Origin of the sequence: Burkholderia sp. 9775_39 (assembly GCF_015712225.1) — a bacterium.
GTDB classification, from domain to species: Bacteria; Pseudomonadota; Gammaproteobacteria; order Burkholderiales; family Burkholderiaceae; genus Burkholderia; species Burkholderia cenocepacia.
In genome coordinates this window covers 1-21,713 of record NZ_JACCQC010000028.1, presented here as the reverse complement: position 1 = coordinate 21,713, position 21,713 = coordinate 1, and the positions used below count along the sequence as shown (strand labels likewise).

Genomic DNA, 21,713 nt, shown 5'->3' with positions numbered 1-21,713 from the left:
CCGATCGCGGCAGGCGCGGCCCGCGCCTGCCGCGAATCGTGCTCAGGGCTCCAGATGGAGCTCCTGGATCTTGCGCGTGATCGTGTTGCGGCCGATGCCGAGCCGCTCCGCGGCCTCGACCTTGCGGCCGCGCGTGAAGTCGAGCGCCTCGCGAATCACGGCCGCCTCGAAGCGGCGCGCAAGTTCGTCCATCACGTCGGCCGAGTTCTCGCGCAACAGCCGCGCGACTTCGGTGCGCAGCCCGTGCTCCCACAACGGGTAGCCGGCCGGCACGCTGCCGTTCGGCGCGCTCGCGGCGGGCGCGGCGGCCAGCGGCGTCGCGCCGATCGCGGCAGGCACCGCTGCAACATGGCCGCCGCTGCCGTGCGCGTCCGCACCGTCGCCCGTCGCGACGACGGGCGACGCGGGCGCGCCGGCCGGCACGAGGTCGGGCGGCAGATCCTTGATCTCGACCGTCTGCGCGGGCGCCATCACGGTCAGCCAGTTCGCGAGGTTCTCGAGCTGCCGCACGTTGCCGGGAAACGGCAGCGACGTCAGGTACGCGAGCGCGTCGTCGGACACGCGCTTCGGCTCGACGCCGAGATCGCGCGCGCTCTTCTGCAGGAAGTGGCGCGTGAGCAGCGCGATGTCCTCGCTGCGTTCGCGCAGCGGCGGCAAGCGCAGCCGGATCACGTTGAGCCGGTGGTAAAGGTCCTCGCGGAACAGCCCCTGCCGCACGCGCGACTCGAGATTCTGGTGTGTCGCGGCGATCACGCGCACGTTCGCGCGCAGCGGGTTGTGCCCGCCGACGCGATAGAACTGCCCGTCCGACAGCACACGCAACAGGCGCGTCTGCAGGTCGAACGGCATGTCGCCGATTTCGTCGAGGAACAGCGTGCCGTTCTCGGCCTGCTCGAAGCGGCCCTGCCGCGTCGTCTGCGCGCCGGTGAACGCGCCGCGCTCATGGCCGAACAGTTCGGATTCGAGCAGGTCCTTCGGAATCGCCGCCGTGTTCAGCGCGATGAACGGGCCGTTCGCGCGCGGGCTGTGACGGTGCAGCGCCCGGGCGACCAGCTCCTTGCCGGTGCCCGATTCGCCGGTGATCAGCACGGTCGCGGCCGAATGCGACAGGCGGCCGATCGCGCGGAACATGTCCTGCATCGCGGGCGCCTGGCCGAGCATCTCGGGCGCTTCGGCCACGCGCTCGTCCTGCGGCGCGCCGCCGCGCAGGCTTTCTTCCACCGCGCGGCGAATCAACTCGACCGCCTTGTCGACGTCGAACGGCTTCGCGAGGTATTCGAACGCGCCGCCCTGGAACGCCGCGACGGCGCTGTCGAGATCGGAGAACGCCGTCATGATGATGACGGGCAGGCCCGGCAGCCGCTCGTGCATCGCCTGCAGCAACTCGAGGCCCGAGCCGCCCGGCATCCGGATGTCGGACACGAGCACTTGCGGCGTCTCGTGGTCGAGCGCGGCCAGCGCATCGCGCACGTTCGCGAAGCTCTTCGTCGCGAAGCTGTCCCGGGCGAGTGCCTTTTCAAGCACCCAGCGGATCGATTGGTCGTCGTCTACTATCCAGATCGGCTTCATAGGTCGGTCAGATATGGGTGAATCGCAATGTCGCCGCTCAATGGTCGAGCGGCAGCAGGATCTGAAATTCGGTACGTCCGGGCCGGCTTTCGACCTCGATCATCCCGTCGTGCTGCTGTACGAACGTCTGCGCGAGCGTGAGGCCGAGGCCGCTGCCGTCTTCGCGTCCGGACACGAGCGGGTAGAAGATCCGGTCGCGGATCTCTTCCGGAATGCCGGGCCCGTTGTCGATCACGTGCAAGTCCAGTGCCAGCCGGTACAGGCGCTTGGCGATCGTCACCTTGCGCGCGATGCGCGTGCGCAGCTCGATCTTCGCGTCGCCCTGCGCGATCCGTTCGCGCAGCGCCTGCGCGGCGTTGCGCACGATGTTGAGCAGCGCCTGGATCAACTGCTCCTTGTCGCCGCGCAGGTCCGGCACGCTCACGTCGTAGTCGCGCTCGATCGTGAGCCCCCGCGGGAACTCCGCAAGCATCACCGCGCGCACGCGTTCGCACACTTCATGAATGTTCACGTCGCCGACGATGTGCGGATGCCGGTGCGGCTCCAGCAACCGGTCGACGAGCGTCTGCAGGCGGTCGGACTCCTTGATGATCACCTGCGTGTATTCGCGCAACTCGCCGCGCTCGCGCTCGCCCAGCTCGAATTCGAGCAGCTGGGCTGCGCCGCGAATGCCGCCGAGCGGGTTCTTGATCTCGTGCGCGAGGTTGCGGATCAGTTGCTTGTTGACCGCGGTCAGGTCGTGGATGCGCTCTTCCCGATCGGTGCGCGACTGCCGTTCGTTCTCGAACAGCTCGACGAGCACGAAATCGGGCGCGTTCTCGAGGAAGCCGACGATCGCATGCACGTGCAGCGGTTCGCGGCCGGGCCGGTCGAGCACGGTATCGAGATGCGTCGCGTGAAAGCGTTCCTCGCCGATCGCGGTGATCGTCGAGGCCAGCTCGTTCGCGTTCGGAAAAATCTCGCCCCACGGCCGCTGCGCGAGCTGCCGCCGCGAGATGTCGAGCATCGCCTCCGCGGACGGGTTCGCGAACGCGATCCGCAGCGTCTTGCGGTCGAGCACGATCACGACCGTCGGCAGCGCTTCGAGCCCCGCCAGCAGACCCGAGCGCGAGAGCCGCTCGTCGTCCGTCAGTCGTTCGGGCTGCCCCGTTTTCGCCTTGATCAGATTCTTCAGAACCATCTGCGTGCTTGTCGCGCCTCAACGGGCCAGAAAATGAAAATCGTCGGAACAAAAAAGGGACGGCTGGACGCCGTCCCCTTTCAGACTCCGCCGCTCCCGCCGCAAGCCGCGCGGCGGGAACGAACCGGCATGACGGCGCTGAATCGAAGCGCCATCGCCGATTAGAGCGAGTAGTACATCTCGAACTCGATCGGGTGCGTCGTCATGCGGAACTTCGCCAGCTCCTGCTCCTTCAGCGCGAGGTATGCGTCGAGCATGCTGTCCGTGAACACGCCGCCACGGGTCAGGAACTCGCGATCCTTGTCGAGTGCTTCGAGCGCCTGGTCGAGGCCCGCGCACACGGTCGGGATCTTTGCATCTTCTTCCGGCGGCAGGTCGTACAGGTTCTTGTCCGCTGCTTCGCCCGGATGGATCTTGTTCTGGATCCCGTCGAGGCCGGCCATCATCAGCGCCGAGAACAACAGGTACGGGTTCGCCATCGGATCCGGGAAGCGCGTTTCGATGCGGCGGCCCTTCGGGTTCGACACGTGCGGAATGCGGATCGATGCCGAACGGTTGCGCGCCGAGTAGGCGAGCTTGACCGGCGCTTCGAAGTGCGGGACCAGACGCTTGTACGAGTTCGTCGTCGGGTTCGTGATCGCGTTCAGCGCGCGAGCGTGCTTGATGATGCCGCCGATGTAGAACAGCGCCAGTTCCGACAGGCCGGCGTAGCCGTTGCCCGCGAACAGGTTCTGGCCGTCCTTCCAGATCGACTGGTGAACGTGCATGCCCGAACCGTTGTCGCCGACGACCGGCTTCGGCATGAACGTCGCCGTCTTGCCGTACGAGTGCGCGACGTTGTGGATGATGTACTTCGACCACTGCGTCCAGTCGGCGCGCTCGACCAGCGTCGAGAACTTCGTGCCGATTTCGTTCTGCCCCTGGCCCGCCACTTCGTGGTGGTGCACTTCGACCGGGATGCCGAGCTGTTCGAGCAGCAGGCACATTTCCGAACGCATGTCCTGGAACGTGTCGACCGGTGCGACCGGGAAGTAGCCGCCCTTCGTGCCCGGACGGTGGCCCGTGTTGCCGCCTTCGAATTCCTTGCCGGCCGACCACGGTGCTTCTTCCGAGTTGATCTTCACGAAGCAGCCCGACATGTCCGTGTTCCACTGGACCGAGTCGAAAATGAAGAATTCCGGTTCCGGACCGAAGTAGGCCGTGTCGCCGATGCCCGTGCTCTTCAGGTACGCTTCCGCGCGCTTCGCGAGCGAACGCGGATCGCGCTCGTAGCCCTTGCCGTCGGCCGGCTCGACCACGTCGCAGGTCAGCACGAGGGTCGACTCTTCATAGAACGGGTCGATGAAGGCAGCGTTCGGGTCCGGCATGAGCAGCATGTCCGACGCCTCGATGCCCTTCCAGCCCGCGATCGACGAACCGTCGAATGCATGGCCGCTTTCGAACTTGTCTTCGTCAAACGCCGAAACCGGCACCGACACGTGCTGTTCCTTGCCGCGCGTATCCGTGAAGCGGAAATCGACAAACTTGACGTCCTCGTCCTTCACGAGCTGCATGACGTCGGCGACGGTTTTACTCATAACCTCTTCTCCTGATTGAACAATTCCGGCGGACTGGGAACCGCCTCGTTTATCGAGCTGACCGGGGTCTTGCTTTTGGCGCAGCGCGCCCCGATTCGACCGAATTCTATATAGCAGCTTCCGTGCCAACCATCGCAAAACCGACGCGGATCGCGCCGTCCCGCGCCGCAGCGGGGCTCGCCTGCGCAATTGCAGGGCTCGGGGCCGCACCGACGCCGACGACATCGCACCGCATTGGTGCAATCGGCGGGATGCGGCGGCGCGTCCGAATCATTCTGGTGCATGCGCGCCATTCTGCACTCTTTTGGTGAATCCGTGGCCCGCACGTGCGCCGCAGGTCGCGCGGACGTCCGTGCCGTGCCGCCGCGCTAGAATGATCGTTTGACCGATACGGAGACTCCCTGCCATGAGTACGCTCGACCAGCTTTACGCGAAGGCCGACGAACGCCGCGCACAAGGCGCGCTCAACTACGCCGGCGCGCTGCTGCCGGTCGAGGCATTCGAACTGCTGCAGCTCGACCCGTCGGCGCGCCTCGTCGACGTGCGCACGCGCGCCGAGCTGGACTGGATCGGCCGCCCGCTCGTCGGCGACGGCCAGTACCTGCACGTCGAATGGACGCGCTACCCGGGCGGCGTGCCGAATGCCGAATTCGTCAACGAACTGAAGGCGGCCCTCCCGGCCGCCGATACGCCGATCCTGTTCCTGTGCCGCAGCGCCGCGCGCTCGAAGCTCGCCGCGGTCGCGTCCGCGCAGGCCGGCTACACGAAGGCGTTCGACCTGCTCGAAGGCTTCGAGGGCGCGAAGGACGCCGAAGGCCACCGCAAGACGGTCGACGGCTGGTGCTTCCGCAAACTGCCGTGGATCGGCGCCTGAGCGCGCGCCGCACCCGCCGGTTGCGACAGCCTCATCGTCGAGCCGGGCGATGACATGCCGATGACGGGCCGCGTTGCGCGGCCCGTTGCTTTTGGCATTGCCGCGTTGCAGGCCGCTCAGGGGCGCGGCGTGTCGGGCTCGACGACGTCGCCGCCGAGCAGATGCACGCCTTCGCGCAGCTTCACGAACGCGGCCGCGACCGCTTCCGGCTCGCCCTTCACGCCGAGATCGATGTGCCGGCGCGCGTAGATGCCGCCGCGCTCCGCGTCGCCCACGCTCGGCAGGCTGAACACGCGCACGCCCGGGAAATCGCGCTCGATCTTCTCCATCAGCGGCGTGAGTGTCGATTCCGGCAGTTCGAACACGTACAGCGAGCGCTCCGCATGCGGCGTCGCGTGATGCAGATGCGCGTACTTCGTATCGAGCACCCATTCGATCATCGGCCACGCCATCACCGGGAAGCCCGGCACGAAATGGAGATCGCCGACCGAGAAGCCGGGAATCCGGTTGTAGCCGTTCGGGATGATCGTCGCGCCCGCCGGGAACACGCCCATGTTGAAGCGATGCTGGTTCTCCGGCGACTCGAAGTCGACCGGCGTGGCCGGATCGGTGTGCGTTTCGCGAATCCGCTCCGAAATCAGCTCCTTCGCTTCCGGATGCAGCGCGAGCGGCACGCCGAGCGCGGCGGCCGCGCACTGGCGCGTATGGTCGTCCGGCGTCGCACCGATGCCGCCCGTCGAGAACACGATGTCGCCCGACGCGATCGCGCGCGCGAGCGTCGCGGTGATGCGCGCCGGATCGTCGCCGACGTATTCGGCCCAGTCGAGCGCGAGGCCGCGCGCGCCGAGCAACTCGATGACCTTCGCCAGATGCTTGTCCTGCCGGCGGCCCGAAAGGATTTCGTCGCCGATGATGATGATGCCGATGCTCATGCCTGCCCCATGTCGATTGCGGTGGCGCGCGCGCTGGCGCGCAGGTCTTCCAGCGCGCGCAGGCAGTAGTGCCCGAACCACAGCGCCGAGAAGACGAGGATGAAAGCGTAAACCCAGATCATGGCGGCCGCGACGAACGGAAACAGCACCATCATCCAGACCGACGAGACCCACACGAAGGTCGGCACGGTGCCGAGCAGCCCGGTCGCGACGCCGATGCCGATCAGCGGCCAGCGGTGCCGGCGCACCAGCGCGCGGCGCTCGTCGCGGCTCGCGTGCAGCGCGAGCGCGTCGTAGGTCATCACGCGGTACGTGAGCCAGCCCCAGATCACCGGCGGCAGCAGCGCGAAGAACGGCGGAATCAGCCACAGCGGGATCGTGACGACGAGCAGTACGACGCCGACGATCGCCGCGCCGAGCGAATTGACTACGCTGCCGAAGAAGGTGCCGCCCCGCTTCGCTTCGAGTGCCGCGAACTGGCGATTCGAAAGGTGCTTGATCACGACCGGCATCGAGATCGTCGCGATCAGCAGCAGCACGGTCAGCACGATCAGCGGGATCGCGAGCGACACGACCACGAACGGCGCGACGACCGCATGCAGCTGCGACATGCCGATCGCGTCGAACGCGCGATACAGCATGGCCGTCAGCACGAAGCCGTCGAGCGCGCCGCGCGCGAGGTCCAGCAGCGTCTGCCACGAGAACCACAGCACGGCGCCCCACAGCAGCGCGGAGACGACGAACGGCATCAGGGTGAGCCACAGCATGCGCGGGTGCAGCGCGCTGGCGAGCGCCCGGACGAAGGAACGCAGCAAGTCGTTCATGCGGACCTGTATCGATGGAGAAAAACGGGGAAAGGATAAACCACGCGGCCCGCATGCGCCAAAGCGCATGCGGGCCGCGTGGGAAAGTCGTTCAACGGGAGAACGGCCGGATCGGGTCAGGCCGACGCCGCGCCGCGCTTGGCGGGGAACAGGCGCCGGAAGATCCGCACGAACGCCAGGCCGTGCTGCGACCAGAAGCCGTCGCCATAGGACACGCCCTCGACCTGCTCGCGGATGCCGGTCGGCTCGACCGTGCGGTTCCACGACGCGGTGCCGAACATCATGTCCCACCACGGGAACAGCACGCCGAAGTTGCAGCCGTACTTGGTGCCTTCGTGGCCGTAGCCGACCGCATGGTGGCGGCGATGGAAGATCGGGCTGACGAGCAGGCGCTCGCCGATGCGGCCGTACGACAGCCGCGCATTCGTGTGCTGAATGCTCTGCAGGAAGTTCGTGACCGCGGTCAGCACGACGAACTGCGACGGCGTCACGCCGATCACGAGCGCGATCGCCGCGAAGAAGCACGACTGCAGTACGTCGTCGAGCAGGTGGTTGCGGTCGTCGCACCACAGCGACATCTGCCGCTGGCTGTGATGGACCGCGTGCAGCTCCCACCAGATACCGAACTTGTGCTGCCAGCGGTGATACCAGTAGCCGGCGAAATCGAGCACGACGAGGTAGATCGCGAACGCGACGATCGGTTGCGACGTCACGCCCGGCCACAGATAGTCGAGGTTGACGTTCGCGACGCCGTGCAGGCGCAGCCACGCCTGGAAGCTGTCGAACACCGGCTGCAGCGCGAAGAAGAAGAACAGCGTGTAGATGCCGAGCTTCGAGATCGCCGTGTAGATCACGTCGACCCGCACCGCGCGGCGGTTCTTCCAGCGCTCGACCGGCAGCAGCGCCTCGAGCGGGCGCAGCAGCGCGAACATCAGCACCATCTGCAGCGCGCCGATGATCACCCAGTACAGCGCGTCGTAGGTGTCCTCGTCATAGTCCATCAGGTTGAACTTGAAGAGGAGCGGCTGCACGACATCGACGTACAGCCAGGTCTGGATGTCCGACACGAACGCATCGATCAGGTGCAGCATCGTTCGCCTCCGCCCGTCACGCGCCGTTCGCGGCCTTCCACGGCGCGCGGTCGTAGAAGTAGATGCCGTGCGGCGAGCGGCCGACGGCGATCGTCTGCACCAGCTTGCGCGACGCCAGGTCGATGATCCCGACCTTCTTCGCGAAACGGAACGTCACCCACAGCGTCTTCTTGTCGGCGGACAGCTCCATGTCGTCCGGGCCCGGCAGCAGGCCGGTGATGTCGCCGACGTTGGTGAGCGTGTTCTCGTCGATGATGCTGATCGTGTTCGCGACGCGGTTGGTCACCGCGACGTGCGTGCCGTCGGCGAGCGAACGGAAGTTGTGCGCGCCCTTGCCCGTGTAGATCTGCTTGACGACCTTCTGGTTGCGCCAGTCGACGACCGCGACGTAATCCGCGCCGGTCATCCCGACGAGCAGGAACTTGTCGTCCGGCGTGAGCCACAGGCCGGCCGGCACCTTGCCGACCTTCATCTTCCATTTGACCGTCTGCGTAGGCAGGTCGATCGCCGCGATCTCGCCGGACACCTGCAGCGACACGAGCAGCGTCTTGCTGTCCTTCGTGAACGCGAGGTGGCTCGGCATCACCGCGAGCGGCACGCGCTTCACGAGCTTCAGGTCGCGGCCGTCGTAGCCGTAGATGTCGACGCGGTCGAGCCGCAGGCCGGCCGCCGCGAACCACTTGCGATCGGGCGAGAAGCCGAGCTGGTAGGGATCGTCGATCCCTTCGACGGTGCGCTGCAGCTTGCCCGTCTTCGGATCGAGGAACATCAGGCTGTTCGAGACCGAATTTGCAACGATCAGCGACGCATTGTCGGGCGTCGCCATCAAATGGTGCGGTTCCTTGCCGGTCGGCATCGTGGAAACGACTTCGCGGGTCTGCTGGTCGATCAGGGAAAGCGTCGCTTCGGCCGAGTTGAGAACGATCACGTTATTCGCGTGGGCGGCGGGCGCCAGTACGGCGGCGGCCAGCGCGAGCGTGCGGCCGAGGGAAAGGAAAGTGCGCATGAAGACTCACGTCGTGGAACAGCAGTCATTGTAGAACGTTCGGCGGGCCCCTCCGGTTGACCCATGCCGGTATTGCGCCGCTTCGCCGCACGCCCCGCCTGCCGGACGCGCCGCCGCGGCAGGCGCCGTGCGGCCGGCCGGGGCAGCCAGGGCCAGCCGCCGGGGCGGACGCGGTCAACCGATGCCGCGCTAGCGCTGCATCGACTCCCAGACCTTGTGCAGACGCTTGACAGAGACCGGCATCGGCGTGCGCAGTTCCTGCGCGAACAACGAAATCCGCAATTCCTCGAGCAGCCAGCGGAATTCCGCGAGCCGCGCATCGGCGACGCCGCCGCGCTGCGACACCGCGCGCTGGTACTGCTGGGCGAGCGGCAGCAGCTCGGCCGACTGCTTCGCGTCGCGTGCCGGATCGGCCTTCAGCTTGTCGATGCGCAGCGCGATGCCCTTCAGGTAGCGCGGGAAATGCGCAAGCTGCGCGTAAGGCGTGTCGATCACGAAGCGCTTGCCGACCAGCGCAGCCAGTTGCTGCTGCAGATCCGCATGCGCCTGCGCGAACGGCTTCGCCTGCGCGAGCTTCTTCACGAGCCCCGCGTATTCGGCCAGGATCTGCCCGACGAGCCGCGCGATTTCCTGCGCGAGCAGGTTCAGGCGGCTGCGGCCCTCGTCGCGGCGCGCGTGGAAGCTCGCGTCGTCGTCGGGCAGCGGATCCTGCAGGCACGCGCGGTCGAGCGCCGTGTCGATCAGCTGGTCGCGCAGTTCGTCCTGCGTGCCGAGCGACATGTACTGCATCGCCATCTCGCGCAGGCCCGGCAGATTCTTCTCTAGGAACTTGATCGGCTCCTTCAGCTGCAGCGCGAACAGCCGCCGCAAGCCGGCCCGGTGAATGCGCGCGGCCTCCTCCGGCGAATCGAACACCTCGACGTCGCAGTGCGTGCCGCGGTCGACGAGCGCCGGATAGCCGTACAGCGTCTGGCCGCGCCGGCGGATTTCCAGCAACTCGGGCAGCTTGCCGAAATTCCACGTCGTCAGGTTTTCGTACAGCGCGGTCGCGCCGGTTTCCGCCGGGACGGCCGTCTGCGGCGCGGCGCCCTTGCCGGCCTTCGCGCCGCGAGCGGCAACCGCGGGCGTGGCAGCCGACGCGGACGCGTGGCCGAGCGCGTGACCGGCGTCGGCGTCGCCGCCGGTCGCGATCGTCGACGCCGCCGCGATCTTCTGGAACTGCTGCTGCGCCTGCGCGCCCAGCTCCTGGCGCAGCTGCGCGAGATTGCGCCCCATCGCGAGCTGGCGGCCGTGCTCGTCGATCACCTTGAAGTTCATGAACAGGTGCGCGGGCAGCGTCTCGAGCTTGAAGTCGGCCGTTTTCATCGCGACCTGCGTCTCGCCGCGCACGTCGGCGATCAGCGCCTCGACGAGCCCGCCCGCACCGAAGCGCTCGCGGCCCATCCGCTCGACGAAGCCGGCCGCGTATTCGGGCAGCGGCACGCAGTGCCGGCGCAGCTTCTGCGGCAGCGACTTCAGCAGCAACTGGACCTTTTCCTTCAGCATCCCCGGCACGAGCCACTCGCAGCGGCGCGCGTCGACCTGGTTCAGCGCGAAGAGCGGCACCGCGAGCGTCACGCCGTCGCGCGGCGTGCCCGGCTCGAAGTGATAGGTGAGCGCCATTTCGACACCCGCCATCGTCGCGCGCTTCGGGAACAGGTCGGTCGTGACGCCGGCCGCCTCGTGACGCATCAGGTCGTCGCGCGACAGGTACAGCAGCCGCTGCTTGTCCTCCGCCTGGCCGCCCTTCTTCACCTCGTCGCGATACCAGCGCTCGAACGCGGCGCCCGTGTGGATGCCTTCCGGAATCGCATGGTCGTAGTACGCGTAGATCAGTTCGTCGTCGACCAGCACGTCCTGACGGCGCGACTTGTGCTCGAGCTGCTCGATGTCGGCGAGCAGCTTGCGGTTGTGCGCGAAGAACGGCAGCTTCGTGTCGAATTCGCCTTCGACCAGCGCGCCGCGGATGAACAGCTCGCGGGCGCGCGCCGGGTCCTGCTTGCCGAACGCGACGCGCCGCCGGTGGTAGATCGGCAGCCCGTACAGCGTCGCGCGCTCGAATGCGCTGACCTGCGCCGGACGCTTTTCCCAGTGCGGCTCCGACAGCGATTTCTTCAGCAGGTGCGCGCCGATCTTCTCGACCCACTCGGGCTCGATCTTCGCGAGGCAGCGCGCGTACAGCCGGCTCGTCTCGACGAGTTCGGCCGCCATCACCCAGCGGCCGGCCTTCTTCGCGAGCGCGGAGCCCGGCCACAGGTAGAACTTGATGCCGCGCGCGCCGAGGTAATGCGGATCGTCGTCGGCCTTCATCCCGAGGTTGCCGAGCAGGCCCGTCAACAGGGCCAGATGAATCTGCTCGTAGGTGGCCTCGACTTCGTTGAGCCGCCAGCCGTGCTCGCGCACGACCGTCAGCAGCTGCGAATGGACGTCGCGCCACTCGCGCAGCCGCAGGTGCGACAGGAAGTTCTGCCGGCATGCATCGATCAGCTGGCGATTCGATTTCTTGTGCGCGACGGCCTCTTCGAACCACGCCCAGATCTTCAGCCACTGCAGGAATTCGGAGCGCTCGTCGGCGAACCGGCGGTGCGCCTGGTCGGCCTGCTCCTGCGCTTCGATCGGGCGGTCGCGCGGGTCCTGCACGGACAGCGCGCTCGCGATGATCAGCACCTCGCGCAGCGACTGCTGGTCGCGCGCGGCGAGAATCATCCGGCCGACGCGCGGGTCGAGCGGCAGGCGCGCGAGCTCGCGGCCGAGCGGCGTCAGCGCGTTGTCGTCGTCGACCGCGCCGAGTTCGTTCAGCAGTTGATAACCGTCCGCGATCGCGCGGCCGGGCGGCGGCTCGAGGAACGGGAACGATTCGATCGCGGTCAGGTGCAGCGACTTCATCCGCAGGATCACCGACGCGAGCGACGAGCGCAGGATTTCCGGGTCGGTGAAGCGCGCGCGCGCCTGGTAGTCGCTTTCCTCGTACAAGCGGATGCAGACGCCGTCGGCCACGCGGCCGCAGCGGCCCGCGCGCTGGTTCGCGGCCGCCTGCGAGATCGACTCGACCTGCAGCTGCTCGACCTTGTTCCGGTACGAATAGCGCTTCACGCGCGCGAGGCCGGTATCGACCACGTAGCGGATGCCGGGCACCGTCAGCGAGGTTTCGGCCACGTTGGTCGCGAGCACGATGCGGCGCGCGTTCGACGCCTTGAACACCTTGTCCTGGTCGGCCGCCGAGAGCCGCGCGAACAGCGGCAGGATCTCGGTATGCGGCGGATGGTGCTTGCGCAGCGCCTCGGCCGCCTCGCGGATCTCGCGCTCGCCGGGCAGGAACACCAGCACGTCGCCGGGGCCTTCGCGGCACAGCTCGTCGACCGCGTCGACGATCGCGTCCATCAGGTCGCGCTCGGCTTCGCGCGCGGTCTTCACGCGGTCGCGGCCGCCCGTGCCTTCGGCGTTCTTCACGGCCGGGCGATCCTCGGCCACCGGGCGGTAGCGCATCTCGACCGGATACAGCCGCCCGCTCACCTCGATCACGGGCGCGGGGCGCGCGTCGGTGCCGAAATGGCGCGCGAAGCGGTCGGCGTCGATCGTCGCGGACGTGACGATCAGCTTCAGGTCCGGCCGCCTCGGCAGGATTTCCTTCAGATAGCCGAGCAGGAAGTCGATGTTCAGGCTGCGCTCGTGCGCCTCGTCGATGATCAGCGTGTCGTACGCCTTCAGCAACGGGTCGGTCTGCGTCTCCGCGAGCAGGATGCCGTCCGTCATCAGCTTGACGGACGCGCCCGGCGCGAGATTGTCGGTAAAGCGCACCTTGTAGCCGACCACCTCGCCGAACGGCGTGCCGAGTTCCTCGGCGATCCGGCGGCCGGTCGACGAGGCGGCCAGGCGCCGCGGCTGCGTATGGCCGATCAGGCCCGTGCCGCCGGCGCCGAGGCCGCGGCCGAGATCGAGACAGATCTTCGGCAACTGGGTGGTCTTGCCCGAGCCGGTTTCGCCGCAGACGATCACGACCTGATGATCGGCGATCGCGCGCGCAATCTCGTCGCGCTTGCCCGAGACGGGCAGGCTTTCCGGGTACGTGATCGGCGGAACGGGATTCGGTGCGACCGGGGCGCGCGGCGGACGCTCGCGGCGCGGGGCGCGCTCGCCCGTTGCCTGGGGCGCGCCCTTCGCGGCCGGCTGGCGCGCGCCGCCGCGCCGTTCGTCGCCGCGCGGTGCGGGTGCCGCCGTGCCCGCCGGCTTGTCCTGCTGCTGGCGGGGCGGCTGGCCCTGCTGCTGGCGCGCATCGGCCGCACCATCCGGGTGCTGCGCCGACGGCGTATTGGCCCGCGTCGGCGCGGGACTTTTAGAAACATTCGACATGGGGGCGCATTATAATCCCGCCCATGAATTCCCAAACCGACCTCCCTCCCGCCCAGACCGGCGCCGCGACGCCGCCGGCCGCCGACGATTCGGCCGCCAGCCACGCGCAGTTCGTCGACTGGATGCGCTCCGTCGCGCCCTATATCCACAAGTTCCGCAACAGCACGTTCGTCGTGGGGTTCGGCGGCGAGGTGGTGCAGCAGGGGCTGCTGAATGCGCTCGTGTCCGACATCGCGCTGTTGCAGGCGATGGGCATCCAGATCGTGCTGGTGCACGGCTCGCGCCCGCAGGTCGAGGAGCAGTTGAGCCTGCACGGTGTCGAATCCGAGTTTTCGCACGGGCTGCGCATCACCGATGCGCGCGCGCTCGAATCCGCGAAGGAAGCGGCCGGCGAGGTGCGTCTCGACATCGAGGCCGCGATCAGCCAGGGTCTGCCGAACTCGCCGATGGCGCACGCGCACATCAGCGTCGTGTCGGGCAACTTCGTGACCGCGCGGCCGGTGGGGATTCTCGACGGGGTCGATTTCGCGCACACGGGCATCGTGCGCAAGATCGACGCCGAATCGATCCGTCATTCGCTCGCGAGCCGCAAGCTCGTGCTGCTGTCGCCGCTCGGTTTCTCGCCGACCGGCGAAGCGTTCAACCTGTCGATGGAAGACGTCGCGTCGGCGGCCGCGATCGCGCTGCGCGCCGACAAGATCATCTTCCTGACCGAAGGGCCCGGCATCGTCGACGACGAAGGCGAGCTGGTCCGCGAAATGTCGCTCGACGCCGCGGCCGAGCTGCTCGATTCCGGCAACATCCAGGGCGACGACGCGTTCTTCCTGAAGCATTCGATCCGCGCGTGCCGCGGCGGCGTGACCCGCGCGCACCTGATCCCGCAGTCGCTCGACGGCAGCATGCTGCTCGAACTGTTCCTGCACGACGGCGTCGGCACGATGATCTCGTACGAGAATCTCGAGAGCCTGCGCGAGGCGACGCCGGACGACGTCGGCGGCATCCTGTCGCTGATCGAGCCGCTCGAGTCGGACGGCACGCTGGTGCGGCGCGGCCGCCACCAGATCGAACGCGACATCGACCACTTCTCGGTGATCGAGCACGACGGCGTGCTGTTCGGCTGCGCGGCGCTGTACCCGTACCAGCAGGAGAAGATCGGCGAGATGGCGTGCCTGACGGTCGCGCCGGAAGCGCAGGGCTCGGGCGACGGCGAGCGCCTGCTCAAGCGCATCGAGCAGCGTGCCCGCGCGCGCGGCCTCACGCACATCTTCGTGCTCACGACGCGCACCGAGCACTGGTTCCTCAAGCGCGGCTTCGTCAAGGTCAGCGTCGACGACCTGCCGGAAGACCGTCGCAAACTCTATAACTGGCAGCGCAAGTCGCTCGTGCTGATGAAGCAGCTCTGAGCACCGGCACGACTGCCCTTCCCCCCAGACACCGATTACAGGAGAAGTACACGATGGCTCGAATGATCCAATGCGCGAAGCTCGGCAAGGAAGCCGAAGGCCTCGATTTCCCGCCGCTGCCGGGCGAACTCGGCAAGCGCATTTACGAGAGCGTCTCGAAGGAAGCGTGGCAAGGCTGGCTCAAGCAGCAGACGATGCTGATCAACGAAAACCGCCTGAACATGGCCGATCCGCGCGCGCGTCAGTACCTGATGAAGCAGACCGAGAAGTACTTCTTCGGCGACGGCGCGGACCAGGCGTCCGGCTACGTGCCGCCGACGGAAGGCTGAAGCGACGCGACTCGCGACGGCAGGCCGCGCCGGCCTCGTCGCGACGTGAAGCCAACGCCCAGGCAAACGGCACCGTGTCTCGCACGGTGCCGTTTGCTTTTGGGAAGCGTGATCCGGTGCGAGCCGACGCCGCGCGACGCACGCTCGGTCCGGCACGCGATGCCGCCGGAGCGCCGAATTACCGCGCGACCGCGCCGGCGGATTGCCGCCTCACCGAATTACCGCGTCGCCAGCGTGCCGAATCGCGCCGGCCTCCCCGCGTCACCCCGCCGGTTTCAACGTGCCGCGATCGTCGGGCTGCGCCGGCGCGCCGGCCGGACAATCGGCCCCCGCGCCTTCGGTGCCCCACTCGGCCGCATCGCTGCGCTCGGCGCTCGACAACTCGTCGGCGCGATACCCGGTGCGGTTCAGCAGCGCCAGCATGCACGCCAGCGACACGAGCGCGTACAGCCCCGACACGACCGCGACGCCGACGATGCTGCCCGTCGCATTGAGAATCGCCTGCGCGAGCACCGGCGTGCCGCCGCCGACGACCAGCGCGCTCAACTGATACGCGAGCGACAGACCCGTATAGCGGATGTTCGCCGGGAACACGCGGGCGAGCACGCCGCCGACCGCCCCGTAGAACATCGCCGACGGAATCGTCGAGATGCACATGCCCGCGACGGCGACCCAGTACGAACGCGTCGCGAGCGCGTGGAACATCACGGGCATCAGCACGATTTCCGGGATCAGGATCCAGCCCATCGCGCGCCGCATGTCGACCTTCGACACGAACCACGCACCGACCGGCTGCATCAGGAACTGGACGACGAGCGAGATCGACAGGATGCCGAGGAACGTGCCCTGCGCGTAGCCGAGTTCCTTGGTCGCCCACGACAGCGCGAACGTGCTGCGGAAATACGTGACGTTGATCACCGGCAGCGTGCCGGCCGCGAGCAGCACGACGACCCAGTGGTCGCGCACAACGTCGCGCAGCGGCAGCTTCACCGTGCGCTTGCGCGCGAGCACGCGCTGCATGTCGATCGACTCCTCGAGCCGCAGCCGGATCACCATCCCGATGACCACGAGCACGGCCGACAGCAGGAACGGAATGCGCCAGCCCCACATCAGGAACGACGGGGTCGGCAGCGCGCTCAGCGCGAAGAATGCCGCCGTGGCCAGCAGGTTGCCGGTGGGCGAGCCTTGCTGCGCGAACGCCGCATACAGGATGCTGCGATGCTTCGGCGCATTCTCGCTCGCGATCAGCACCGCGCCGCCCCACTCGCCGCCGACCGCGATGCCCTGCAGCACGCGCAGCACGACGAGGCCCGCCGGCGCCCACACGCCGATCGACGCGTAACCGGGCAGCAGGCCGATGCCCGTCGTCGCGAGCCCCATCATCACCAGCGTGATCACGAGCGCGGTCTTGCGGCCGACGCGATCGCCGAGATGCCCGAACACGATGCCGCCGAGCGGCCGCGCGGCGAAGCCGGCCCAGAACGTGACGAACGCGAGCAGCGTCGCGACGCCGGGATCCATCGTGCCGGAAAAGAACACCTTGCCGAACACGAGCGCCGCGGCCGTGCCGTAGATGTAGAAGTCGTACCACTCGATCGTGGTGCCGACGAACGCCGCGAGGGCGGCGCGGCCGGGCCGCGGTTGTGCGGCGGGCGGGGATTGAGGACGGCTCATCGATGTCTCCATATTGGGGTGATCGGGGGCGCGACTCGCGCGCGCCTTTCCCGGTGGCCGGCATCACGCCGCCGGCCAGCGGCGTCGTGTCAGTCGGGCGGCGATTCGCCGGCCGCCGTCTTCAGCACGCCGGCATCGAGCAGTTGCTGCTGAAGCGCGCGATCGACGCCGAGCCGGTCGAGCACCGCGCGCGTGTCGCGGCCGAGCGCGGGCGGCGCCGACCGGTAGGTGGCCGGCGTGCGCGACAGCTTCACCGGCGACGCGGTGCCGCGATACGCGCCGATCTCGACGAACAGGTTGCGGTGCAGCGCATGCGGATCGTGCGCGACGTCGGCCACCGTGCGCACCGGCCCGCACGGCACGCCGGCCGCCATCAGGTCACGCGCGAGCGGCTCGCATGCGTGCGCGGCGAGCCGCGCTTCCAGCTCGGCCTTCAGCGCGGGCCGGTGCGCGCAGCGGCTGCGGTTGTCGACGAAGCGCGGATCGCCGGCGAGCGCCGGCGCGCCGAGATGCGCGACGAGCCGCGCGAACTGCCGGTCGTTGCCGACAGCGAGGAAAATCGGCACGGTGGCCGTGCGGTAGCTGTCGTACGGCGCGATGTTCGGGTGCGCGTTGCCGCTGCGCTCCGGCACGCGACCCGAGCCGAAGAAATTCGGCAGGTGCGGATGCAGCAGCGACACGCCGCAGTCGTACAGCGCGACGTCGATCGACTGCCCGCGCCCGCTCTTCTCGCGCTCCGCGAGCGCCAGCAGGATGCCGGCGAGCGCGTTGAGCCCCGTGACCATGTCGACGATCGGCAGGCCGATGCGGGTCGCGTCGCCGTCGCGTTCGCCGTTCACGCTCATCAGCCCGGCCATCGCCTGGATCACCGCGTCGTAGCCCGGCAGCCCGCCGAGCGGGCCGTCGTCGCCGAAGCCCGTCACCGCGCAGTGGATCAGGCGCGGAAAGCGCGGCTGCAGGTCGCGTGCGTAGTCCATCCCCCAGCGCGCGAGCGTACCCGGCTTGAAATTCTCGACGAGCACGTCGGCTTCCTCGAGCAGGCGCCACAGGATCGCGCGCCCTTCGTCGCGCGACAGGTCGAGCGCGAGCCCTTCCTTGTTGCGGTTCACGCCCATGAAATACCAGGCCGTGTCGCCGAGGAACGGCGGCCCCCAGCCGCGCGTCTCGTCGCCGGCGGGCGGCTCGATCTTGACCACCATCGCGCCGTGATCAGCGAGCGCCTGCGTGCAGTACGGGCCGCCGAGCACCCGGCTCAGGTCGATGACCTTCAGGCCGTCCAGTGCGCCACGCGTCGCGTTCATCGCTCGACCTCCGGCAGCAGGTCGAGCGCCGTGTCGAGCGCGACCGGCAGACCGCGCAGCAGCGCGTCGGACGCGGCCGATTCGTCGTCGCGCAGAGCCGGCGCGAGCGGATCGACCGGCAGCAGCTTGTGACGCACGATCAGGTGCGCCAGCGCGAGACGGCGGAAATCCGGCGCGAGCCGCGCGCCCTCGCAGGCCATCAATACGGCCGCGCTCGCGTAATACAGCGCGGACGCGGCTTGCCGCACACGCGCGTCGTCGCCTTCGTCAGCGACCCGCGCGAGCCCGTCGCACGCCCGCGCCAGAATGCGCCGCAACGCCGTGCGGCTCGCCTCGGGCAGCGGCGCCGCGCCCAGGCGATCGCCGAGGAACGTGCGCAGCGCGTCGAGCGCATGCTCGCGCTGCGCGGCGCGCGCGACGTCGAGCGCGACGATGTTGCTGGTGCCCTCCCAGATCGAGCCGAGATGCGCGTCGCGCACGAGCCGCGCATCGCTCCATTCCTCGATATAGCCGGTGCCGCCGCGCACTTCCATCGCGTCGCCCGTCACGCGGCGCGCGTCGCGGCACGCGCGGAACTTGATCAGCGGCGTCAGGATCCGCACGCAGCGCGCGGCCTGCTCGTCGCCCGCGTCGGCCTGCGGCAGCAGCAGCGCGATCTGCATGAACATCGCGCGCGCGGCCTCGGCCGGCAGCAGCACCTTCATCAGCTGGCGCTGCATCAGCGGCATCTCGATCAGCTTGCGGCCGAACGCCTCGCGATGCGCGGCCACGTGCAGCGCTTCGTTCAGCGCGCGCCGCATCAGCCCCGCCGCGCGCACGCCGTTCGACAGCCGCGACATGTTGATCATGTCGGCCATCTGGTGAAAGCCGCGGCCGATCTCGCCGATCAGGTACGCCTGCGCGCCTTCGAGCGCGATCTCGCCGCTCGCCATCGAACGGCTGCCGAGCTTGTCCTTCAGCCGCACGATCCGGTAGCGGTTGCGCGTGCCGTCCGGCAGCGTCTTCGGCAGCAGGAACAGCGCGAGGCCCTTGATGCCGTCCGGCGCGCCGTCGGGCCGCGCGAGCACCATCGCGAGATCGGCGTCCGCGTTCGAGCAGAACCACTTGTCGCCGGTCAGCCGCCAGACGGTCTCGCCGTGCACGTCGGTTTCGCAGGTCGCGCGCGTCGCGATCCGGCCGACGTCGGAGCCGGCCGCCTGCTCGGTCATGAACATCGCGCCCTGGTACAGCGTGTCGAAGTCGCGCGACGCGAGCATCGGCAGGTAGCGCGCGACCAGCGCGGGATCGCCGAAGCGGCGCAGCGTGCGCGTCAGCGAATCGGTCATGCTGACCGGGCAGCACAGCCCGAATTCCGCCTGCACGAACAGGAACGTCAGCGCGTACTTGACGAGCGGCGGCACGGTTTCGGCTCCGTGGCTCAGCGACGCGAGCCCCAGCTCCGCATACGCGACGCGTTCGAGCGCGACGTACGCCGGGTCCTTGTCGATCCGCTGCACGGCCTCGCCGCGCCGGTTGCGATGCTCGAGCACGGGCGGATGCTTGTCCGCGCGCGACGCCCATTCGTCGAGTTCGCCCGACACGCGCGCACCGAGCGCGTGCAGCTGCGGCTCGAGTTCGGCATAGCGCGCATCGCCGAGATGCAGCTTCAGCAATGCGCCGAGATCGGGGTCGACGGTGAAGAAATTGATGCCCCGGCTGTCGGGGATATTGGATGCGCCGGTGTCGGGCGTGCGAGCGGTGTCGTTCATGCATGCGTCTCCTGGGTTGCCTGCGCGGCGACCGGGCCGCGCGCCGCGGCGTCCGGCCGATCCTGCGTCAAGCCTCCCGCAGAGCGTAGGCGCGCGATCGATAAGCGTCCAATACAGGATTTGTCCGGTACGATAGATATCGCTTATCGATGCCGACGCCGGGAGGAGACACCATGGAACTGAGGCAGTTGCGCTACTTCGTGGCGGTCGCCGAGGAGCTGCATTTCGGGCGCGCGGCGAAGCGCCTGTTCATCTCGCAGCCGGCGCTGAGCTTCGACATCCGCAAGTTCGAGGACGCGCTCGGCGTGCAGTTGTTCTCGCGCACCAACAAGACGGTCGCGCTGACCAACGCGGGCGAGGTGCTGCTCGGCGAAGCGCGCCGGCTGCTGCTGCAGGCGGCCGAAGCCGAGCGCCTGACGGTGCGCTCCGCATCGGGGCTCGCGGGCCGGCTGCGGATCGGCTTCGTCCACTCGATGCTGTATCGCGGGCTGCCCGACGCCGTGCGGCGCTTCGAGGCCGACTATCCGGGCGTCGAGGTCGTGCTGAGCGAGATGAACACGCACGCGCAGGTACAGGCGATCCAGCGTGGCCAGATCGATCTCGGCTATGCGCACTGGGGCCACTTCCCGCCCGAGGTGGAATCGGTGCCCGTCTATGCGGAGCCGTTCGTGTGCTGCCTGCCGGCCGCGCATCCACTGGCGCGGCGCAGGCAGGTCGCGCTCGCCACGCTCGCGACGGAACCGTTCATCCTGTTTCCGCGCGACGCCGCACCGCACTATCACGACCTGATCATCGCGCAGTGCGTGAACGCGGGATTCAGTCCGCTGATCCGTCACGAGGCGCGGCTGTGGCAGACGGTCCTGTCGATGATCGAATTCGGGATGGGCATCGCGCTGGTGCCGCGCGTGCTGCAGCAGGCGAAAAGCGACCGGCTTGCGTTCCTGCCGCTGAAGGATGCGTCGCTCGAATCGCGCACGCTCGCGCTGAAACGCAGCGGCACCGCCGAACCGGTGGCGCTGCGCTTTGCCGGCTACGTACGCGCGTCGATCGATGCGCTGCCCGCGCTCGCGGGCTGAGCGCGCGGCTCGCGAACCGGTGCTTGCGGCTATTTGAAAAAATTTGCAGAAAGGGCTTTACGAGCCCCAAAATCTCTGACATAATTTGATTCTTCTTTGGGCGGTTAGCTCAGCGGTAGAGCACTGCCTTCACACGGCAGGGGTCACTGGTTCGATCCCAGTACCGCCCACCAAAGAATTCAAGGGCCTGCGTCTCACGACGCAGGCCCTTTTCGTTTTGGGCGTCGCGCGTGCCCCGAGCGACGCGGGCGCCACGTCATACGCCGCCCACGTCCGCACGCAGCTACCGGCTTACCGTGCGCGCCCCACCCGCTCCGCCGTCGCGTCGAACGCGCGCTTCGCCTTGTCGACGATCTCGTCGACCTCCGCCTCGCGAATCACGAGCGGCGGCGACAGCAGCATCCGGTCGCCGGTCGCGCGCATGATCAGGTTGCCGTTGAAGCAGAAGTCGCGGCAGATCGTGCCGATATCGACGTCCGCGCCGAAGCGCTCGCGCCGGCTCCGGTCGCGCGCCAGCTGAACGCCGGCGACGAGTCCGGCTCCCGCGATCTCCCCGACGATCGGGTGGTCGCCCAGCGCGTCGCGCAGCCGGCGCTGGAAATACGGCCCGATGTCGGTCTTCACGCGCTCGACGATGCCCTCGTCGCGCAGCAGCTTCAGGTTCGCGACCGCGACGGCGGCTGCCACCGGGTGCCCCGAATACGTGAGGCCGTGATTGAATTCGCCGTTGTCGATGATCG

The 21,713-nt window shown here is 68.4% G+C and carries 16 protein-coding genes and 1 tRNA gene; 5 read left to right on the top strand and 12 right to left on the bottom strand.

Going from position 1 to position 21,713, the window contains the following annotated elements; translation table 11 throughout:
- Positions 1 to 42: 42 nt before the first annotated feature.
- The 3 genes from ntrC to glnA form a co-directional block, all read right to left on the bottom strand.
- Entirely contained in the window at positions 43 to 1,569 is a 1,527-nt protein-coding gene (ntrC, locus tag H0X90_RS28810; RefSeq protein ID WP_006496794.1) for a nitrogen regulation protein NR(I), read from the bottom strand.
- 37 nt (positions 1,570 to 1,606) lie between these two features.
- Positions 1,607 to 2,749, bottom strand: a complete 1,143-nt coding sequence (gene glnL / locus H0X90_RS28805) for a nitrogen regulation protein NR(II) (protein ID WP_006482511.1) — start codon at positions 2,747 to 2,749, stop codon at positions 1,607 to 1,609.
- A gap of 161 nt (positions 2,750 to 2,910) precedes the next feature.
- Positions 2,911 to 4,326 carry a type I glutamate--ammonia ligase gene (glnA, locus tag H0X90_RS28800; protein ID WP_006482510.1) on the bottom strand — a complete coding sequence of 472 codons (1,416 nt, stop codon included), beginning with the start codon at positions 4,324 to 4,326 and terminating at the stop codon, positions 2,911 to 2,913.
- A 406-nt stretch (positions 4,327 to 4,732) separates the two neighbouring features.
- On the opposite strand from glnA, the gene H0X90_RS28795 reads away from it, so the two are divergent.
- Complete coding sequence (locus tag H0X90_RS28795) at positions 4,733 to 5,200, top strand: rhodanese-like domain-containing protein (protein WP_006496791.1); 468 nt, start codon at positions 4,733 to 4,735, stop codon at positions 5,198 to 5,200.
- Between the two features lie 116 nt (positions 5,201 to 5,316).
- Here H0X90_RS28795 and H0X90_RS28790 read toward each other — a convergent pair whose 3' ends face one another.
- The 5 genes from H0X90_RS28790 to hrpA form a co-directional block, all read right to left on the bottom strand.
- Positions 5,317 to 6,132, bottom strand: a complete 816-nt coding sequence (locus H0X90_RS28790) for a molybdopterin-binding protein (RefSeq protein WP_006482515.1) — start codon at positions 6,130 to 6,132, stop codon at positions 5,317 to 5,319.
- Positions 6,129 to 6,956, bottom strand: a complete 828-nt coding sequence (locus tag H0X90_RS28785; protein WP_006478362.1) for an EI24 domain-containing protein — start codon at positions 6,954 to 6,956, stop codon at positions 6,129 to 6,131. The genes H0X90_RS28790 and H0X90_RS28785 overlap by 4 nt, the downstream gene beginning before the upstream one ends.
- Positions 6,957 to 7,072: 116 nt before the next feature.
- The gene (locus H0X90_RS28780) at positions 7,073 to 8,047 is read right to left on the bottom strand and encodes a sterol desaturase family protein (RefSeq protein WP_006482516.1); all 975 of its coding nucleotides are present in this window, start codon (positions 8,045 to 8,047) and stop codon (positions 7,073 to 7,075) included.
- 16 nt (positions 8,048 to 8,063) lie between these two features.
- The gene (locus H0X90_RS28775; protein WP_006482513.1) at positions 8,064 to 9,053 is read right to left on the bottom strand and encodes a beta-propeller fold lactonase family protein; all 990 of its coding nucleotides are present in this window, start codon (positions 9,051 to 9,053) and stop codon (positions 8,064 to 8,066) included.
- 189 nt (positions 9,054 to 9,242) lie between these two features.
- Positions 9,243 to 13,442 (bottom strand): ATP-dependent RNA helicase HrpA, encoded by a 4,200-nt coding sequence (hrpA, locus tag H0X90_RS28770; protein ID WP_077188719.1) that lies wholly within the window; start codon positions 13,440 to 13,442, stop codon positions 9,243 to 9,245.
- A gap of 23 nt (positions 13,443 to 13,465) precedes the next feature.
- Here hrpA and argA point away from each other — a divergent pair, with 23 nt between their 5' ends.
- Both argA and H0X90_RS28760 read left to right on the top strand, forming a co-directional pair.
- Positions 13,466 to 14,845 (top strand): amino-acid N-acetyltransferase, encoded by a 1,380-nt coding sequence (gene argA / locus H0X90_RS28765; protein WP_006485509.1) that lies wholly within the window; start codon positions 13,466 to 13,468, stop codon positions 14,843 to 14,845.
- Positions 14,846 to 14,898: 53 nt separating this feature from the next.
- Positions 14,899 to 15,174: an oxidative damage protection protein gene (locus H0X90_RS28760; RefSeq protein WP_006478357.1), complete on the top strand. Its 276-nt coding sequence runs from the start codon at positions 14,899 to 14,901 to the stop codon at positions 15,172 to 15,174.
- 261 nt (positions 15,175 to 15,435) lie between these two features.
- On the opposite strand, the gene H0X90_RS28755 is transcribed toward H0X90_RS28760, so the two are convergent.
- The 3 genes from H0X90_RS28755 to H0X90_RS28745 all read right to left on the bottom strand — a co-directional run bounded on the left by H0X90_RS28755 (position 15,436) and on the right by H0X90_RS28745 (position 19,897).
- Positions 15,436 to 16,848 carry an MFS transporter gene (locus H0X90_RS28755; RefSeq protein ID WP_077188718.1) on the bottom strand — a complete coding sequence of 471 codons (1,413 nt, stop codon included), beginning with the start codon at positions 16,846 to 16,848 and terminating at the stop codon, positions 15,436 to 15,438.
- An 89-nt stretch (positions 16,849 to 16,937) separates the two neighbouring features.
- A complete protein-coding gene (locus H0X90_RS28750; protein WP_006497805.1) occupies positions 16,938 to 18,149 on the bottom strand; it encodes a CaiB/BaiF CoA-transferase family protein in 1,212 nt (403 codons plus the stop codon).
- Positions 18,146 to 19,897 (bottom strand): acyl-CoA dehydrogenase family protein, encoded by a 1,752-nt coding sequence (locus H0X90_RS28745; protein ID WP_077188717.1) that lies wholly within the window; start codon positions 19,895 to 19,897, stop codon positions 18,146 to 18,148. Before H0X90_RS28745 ends, H0X90_RS28750 begins: the two co-directional genes overlap by 4 nt.
- A gap of 173 nt (positions 19,898 to 20,070) precedes the next feature.
- On the opposite strand from H0X90_RS28745, the gene H0X90_RS28740 reads away from it, so the two are divergent.
- Together H0X90_RS28740 and H0X90_RS28735 are read left to right on the top strand one after the other, a co-directional pair.
- Positions 20,071 to 20,973 carry a LysR family transcriptional regulator gene (locus tag H0X90_RS28740; protein ID WP_006488085.1) on the top strand — a complete coding sequence of 301 codons (903 nt, stop codon included), beginning with the start codon at positions 20,071 to 20,073 and terminating at the stop codon, positions 20,971 to 20,973.
- Positions 20,974 to 21,071: 98 nt separating this feature from the next.
- A tRNA-Val gene (locus H0X90_RS28735) sits at positions 21,072 to 21,146 on the top strand.
- Between the two features lie 118 nt (positions 21,147 to 21,264).
- On the opposite strand, the gene H0X90_RS28730 is transcribed toward H0X90_RS28735, so the two are convergent.
- A partial coding sequence (locus tag H0X90_RS28730) for an aminotransferase class III-fold pyridoxal phosphate-dependent enzyme (RefSeq protein WP_196438314.1) occupies positions 21,265 to 21,713 on the bottom strand: 449 nt, incomplete at its 5' end.

Coding starts and splice junctions, on each gene's coding strand:
- H0X90_RS28775 (WP_006482513.1), bottom strand. CDS start 9,053: ATGCGCACTTTCCTTTCCCTCGGCCGCACGCTCGCGCTGGCCGCCGCC.
- glnL (WP_006482511.1), bottom strand. CDS start 2,749: ATGGTTCTGAAGAATCTGATCAAGGCGAAAACGGGGCAGCCCGAACGA.
- hrpA (WP_077188719.1), bottom strand. CDS start 13,442: ATGTCGAATGTTTCTAAAAGTCCCGCGCCGACGCGGGCCAATACGCCG.
- H0X90_RS28750 (WP_006497805.1), bottom strand. CDS start 18,149: ATGAACGCGACGCGTGGCGCACTGGACGGCCTGAAGGTCATCGACCTG.
- H0X90_RS28740 (WP_006488085.1), top strand. CDS start 20,071: ATGGAACTGAGGCAGTTGCGCTACTTCGTGGCGGTCGCCGAGGAGCTG.
- H0X90_RS28790 (WP_006482515.1), bottom strand. CDS start 6,132: ATGAGCATCGGCATCATCATCATCGGCGACGAAATCCTTTCGGGCCGC.
- H0X90_RS28785 (WP_006478362.1), bottom strand. CDS start 6,956: ATGAACGACTTGCTGCGTTCCTTCGTCCGGGCGCTCGCCAGCGCGCTG.
- H0X90_RS28795 (WP_006496791.1), top strand. CDS start 4,733: ATGAGTACGCTCGACCAGCTTTACGCGAAGGCCGACGAACGCCGCGCA.
- argA (WP_006485509.1), top strand. CDS start 13,466: ATGAATTCCCAAACCGACCTCCCTCCCGCCCAGACCGGCGCCGCGACG.
- glnA (WP_006482510.1), bottom strand. CDS start 4,326: ATGAGTAAAACCGTCGCCGACGTCATGCAGCTCGTGAAGGACGAGGAC.
- H0X90_RS28780 (WP_006482516.1), bottom strand. CDS start 8,047: ATGCTGCACCTGATCGATGCGTTCGTGTCGGACATCCAGACCTGGCTG.
- H0X90_RS28760 (WP_006478357.1), top strand. CDS start 14,899: ATGGCTCGAATGATCCAATGCGCGAAGCTCGGCAAGGAAGCCGAAGGC.
- H0X90_RS28745 (WP_077188717.1), bottom strand. CDS start 19,897: ATGAACGACACCGCTCGCACGCCCGACACCGGCGCATCCAATATCCCC.
- H0X90_RS28755 (WP_077188718.1), bottom strand. CDS start 16,848: ATGAGCCGTCCTCAATCCCCGCCCGCCGCACAACCGCGGCCCGGCCGC.
- ntrC (WP_006496794.1), bottom strand. CDS start 1,569: ATGAAGCCGATCTGGATAGTAGACGACGACCAATCGATCCGCTGGGTG.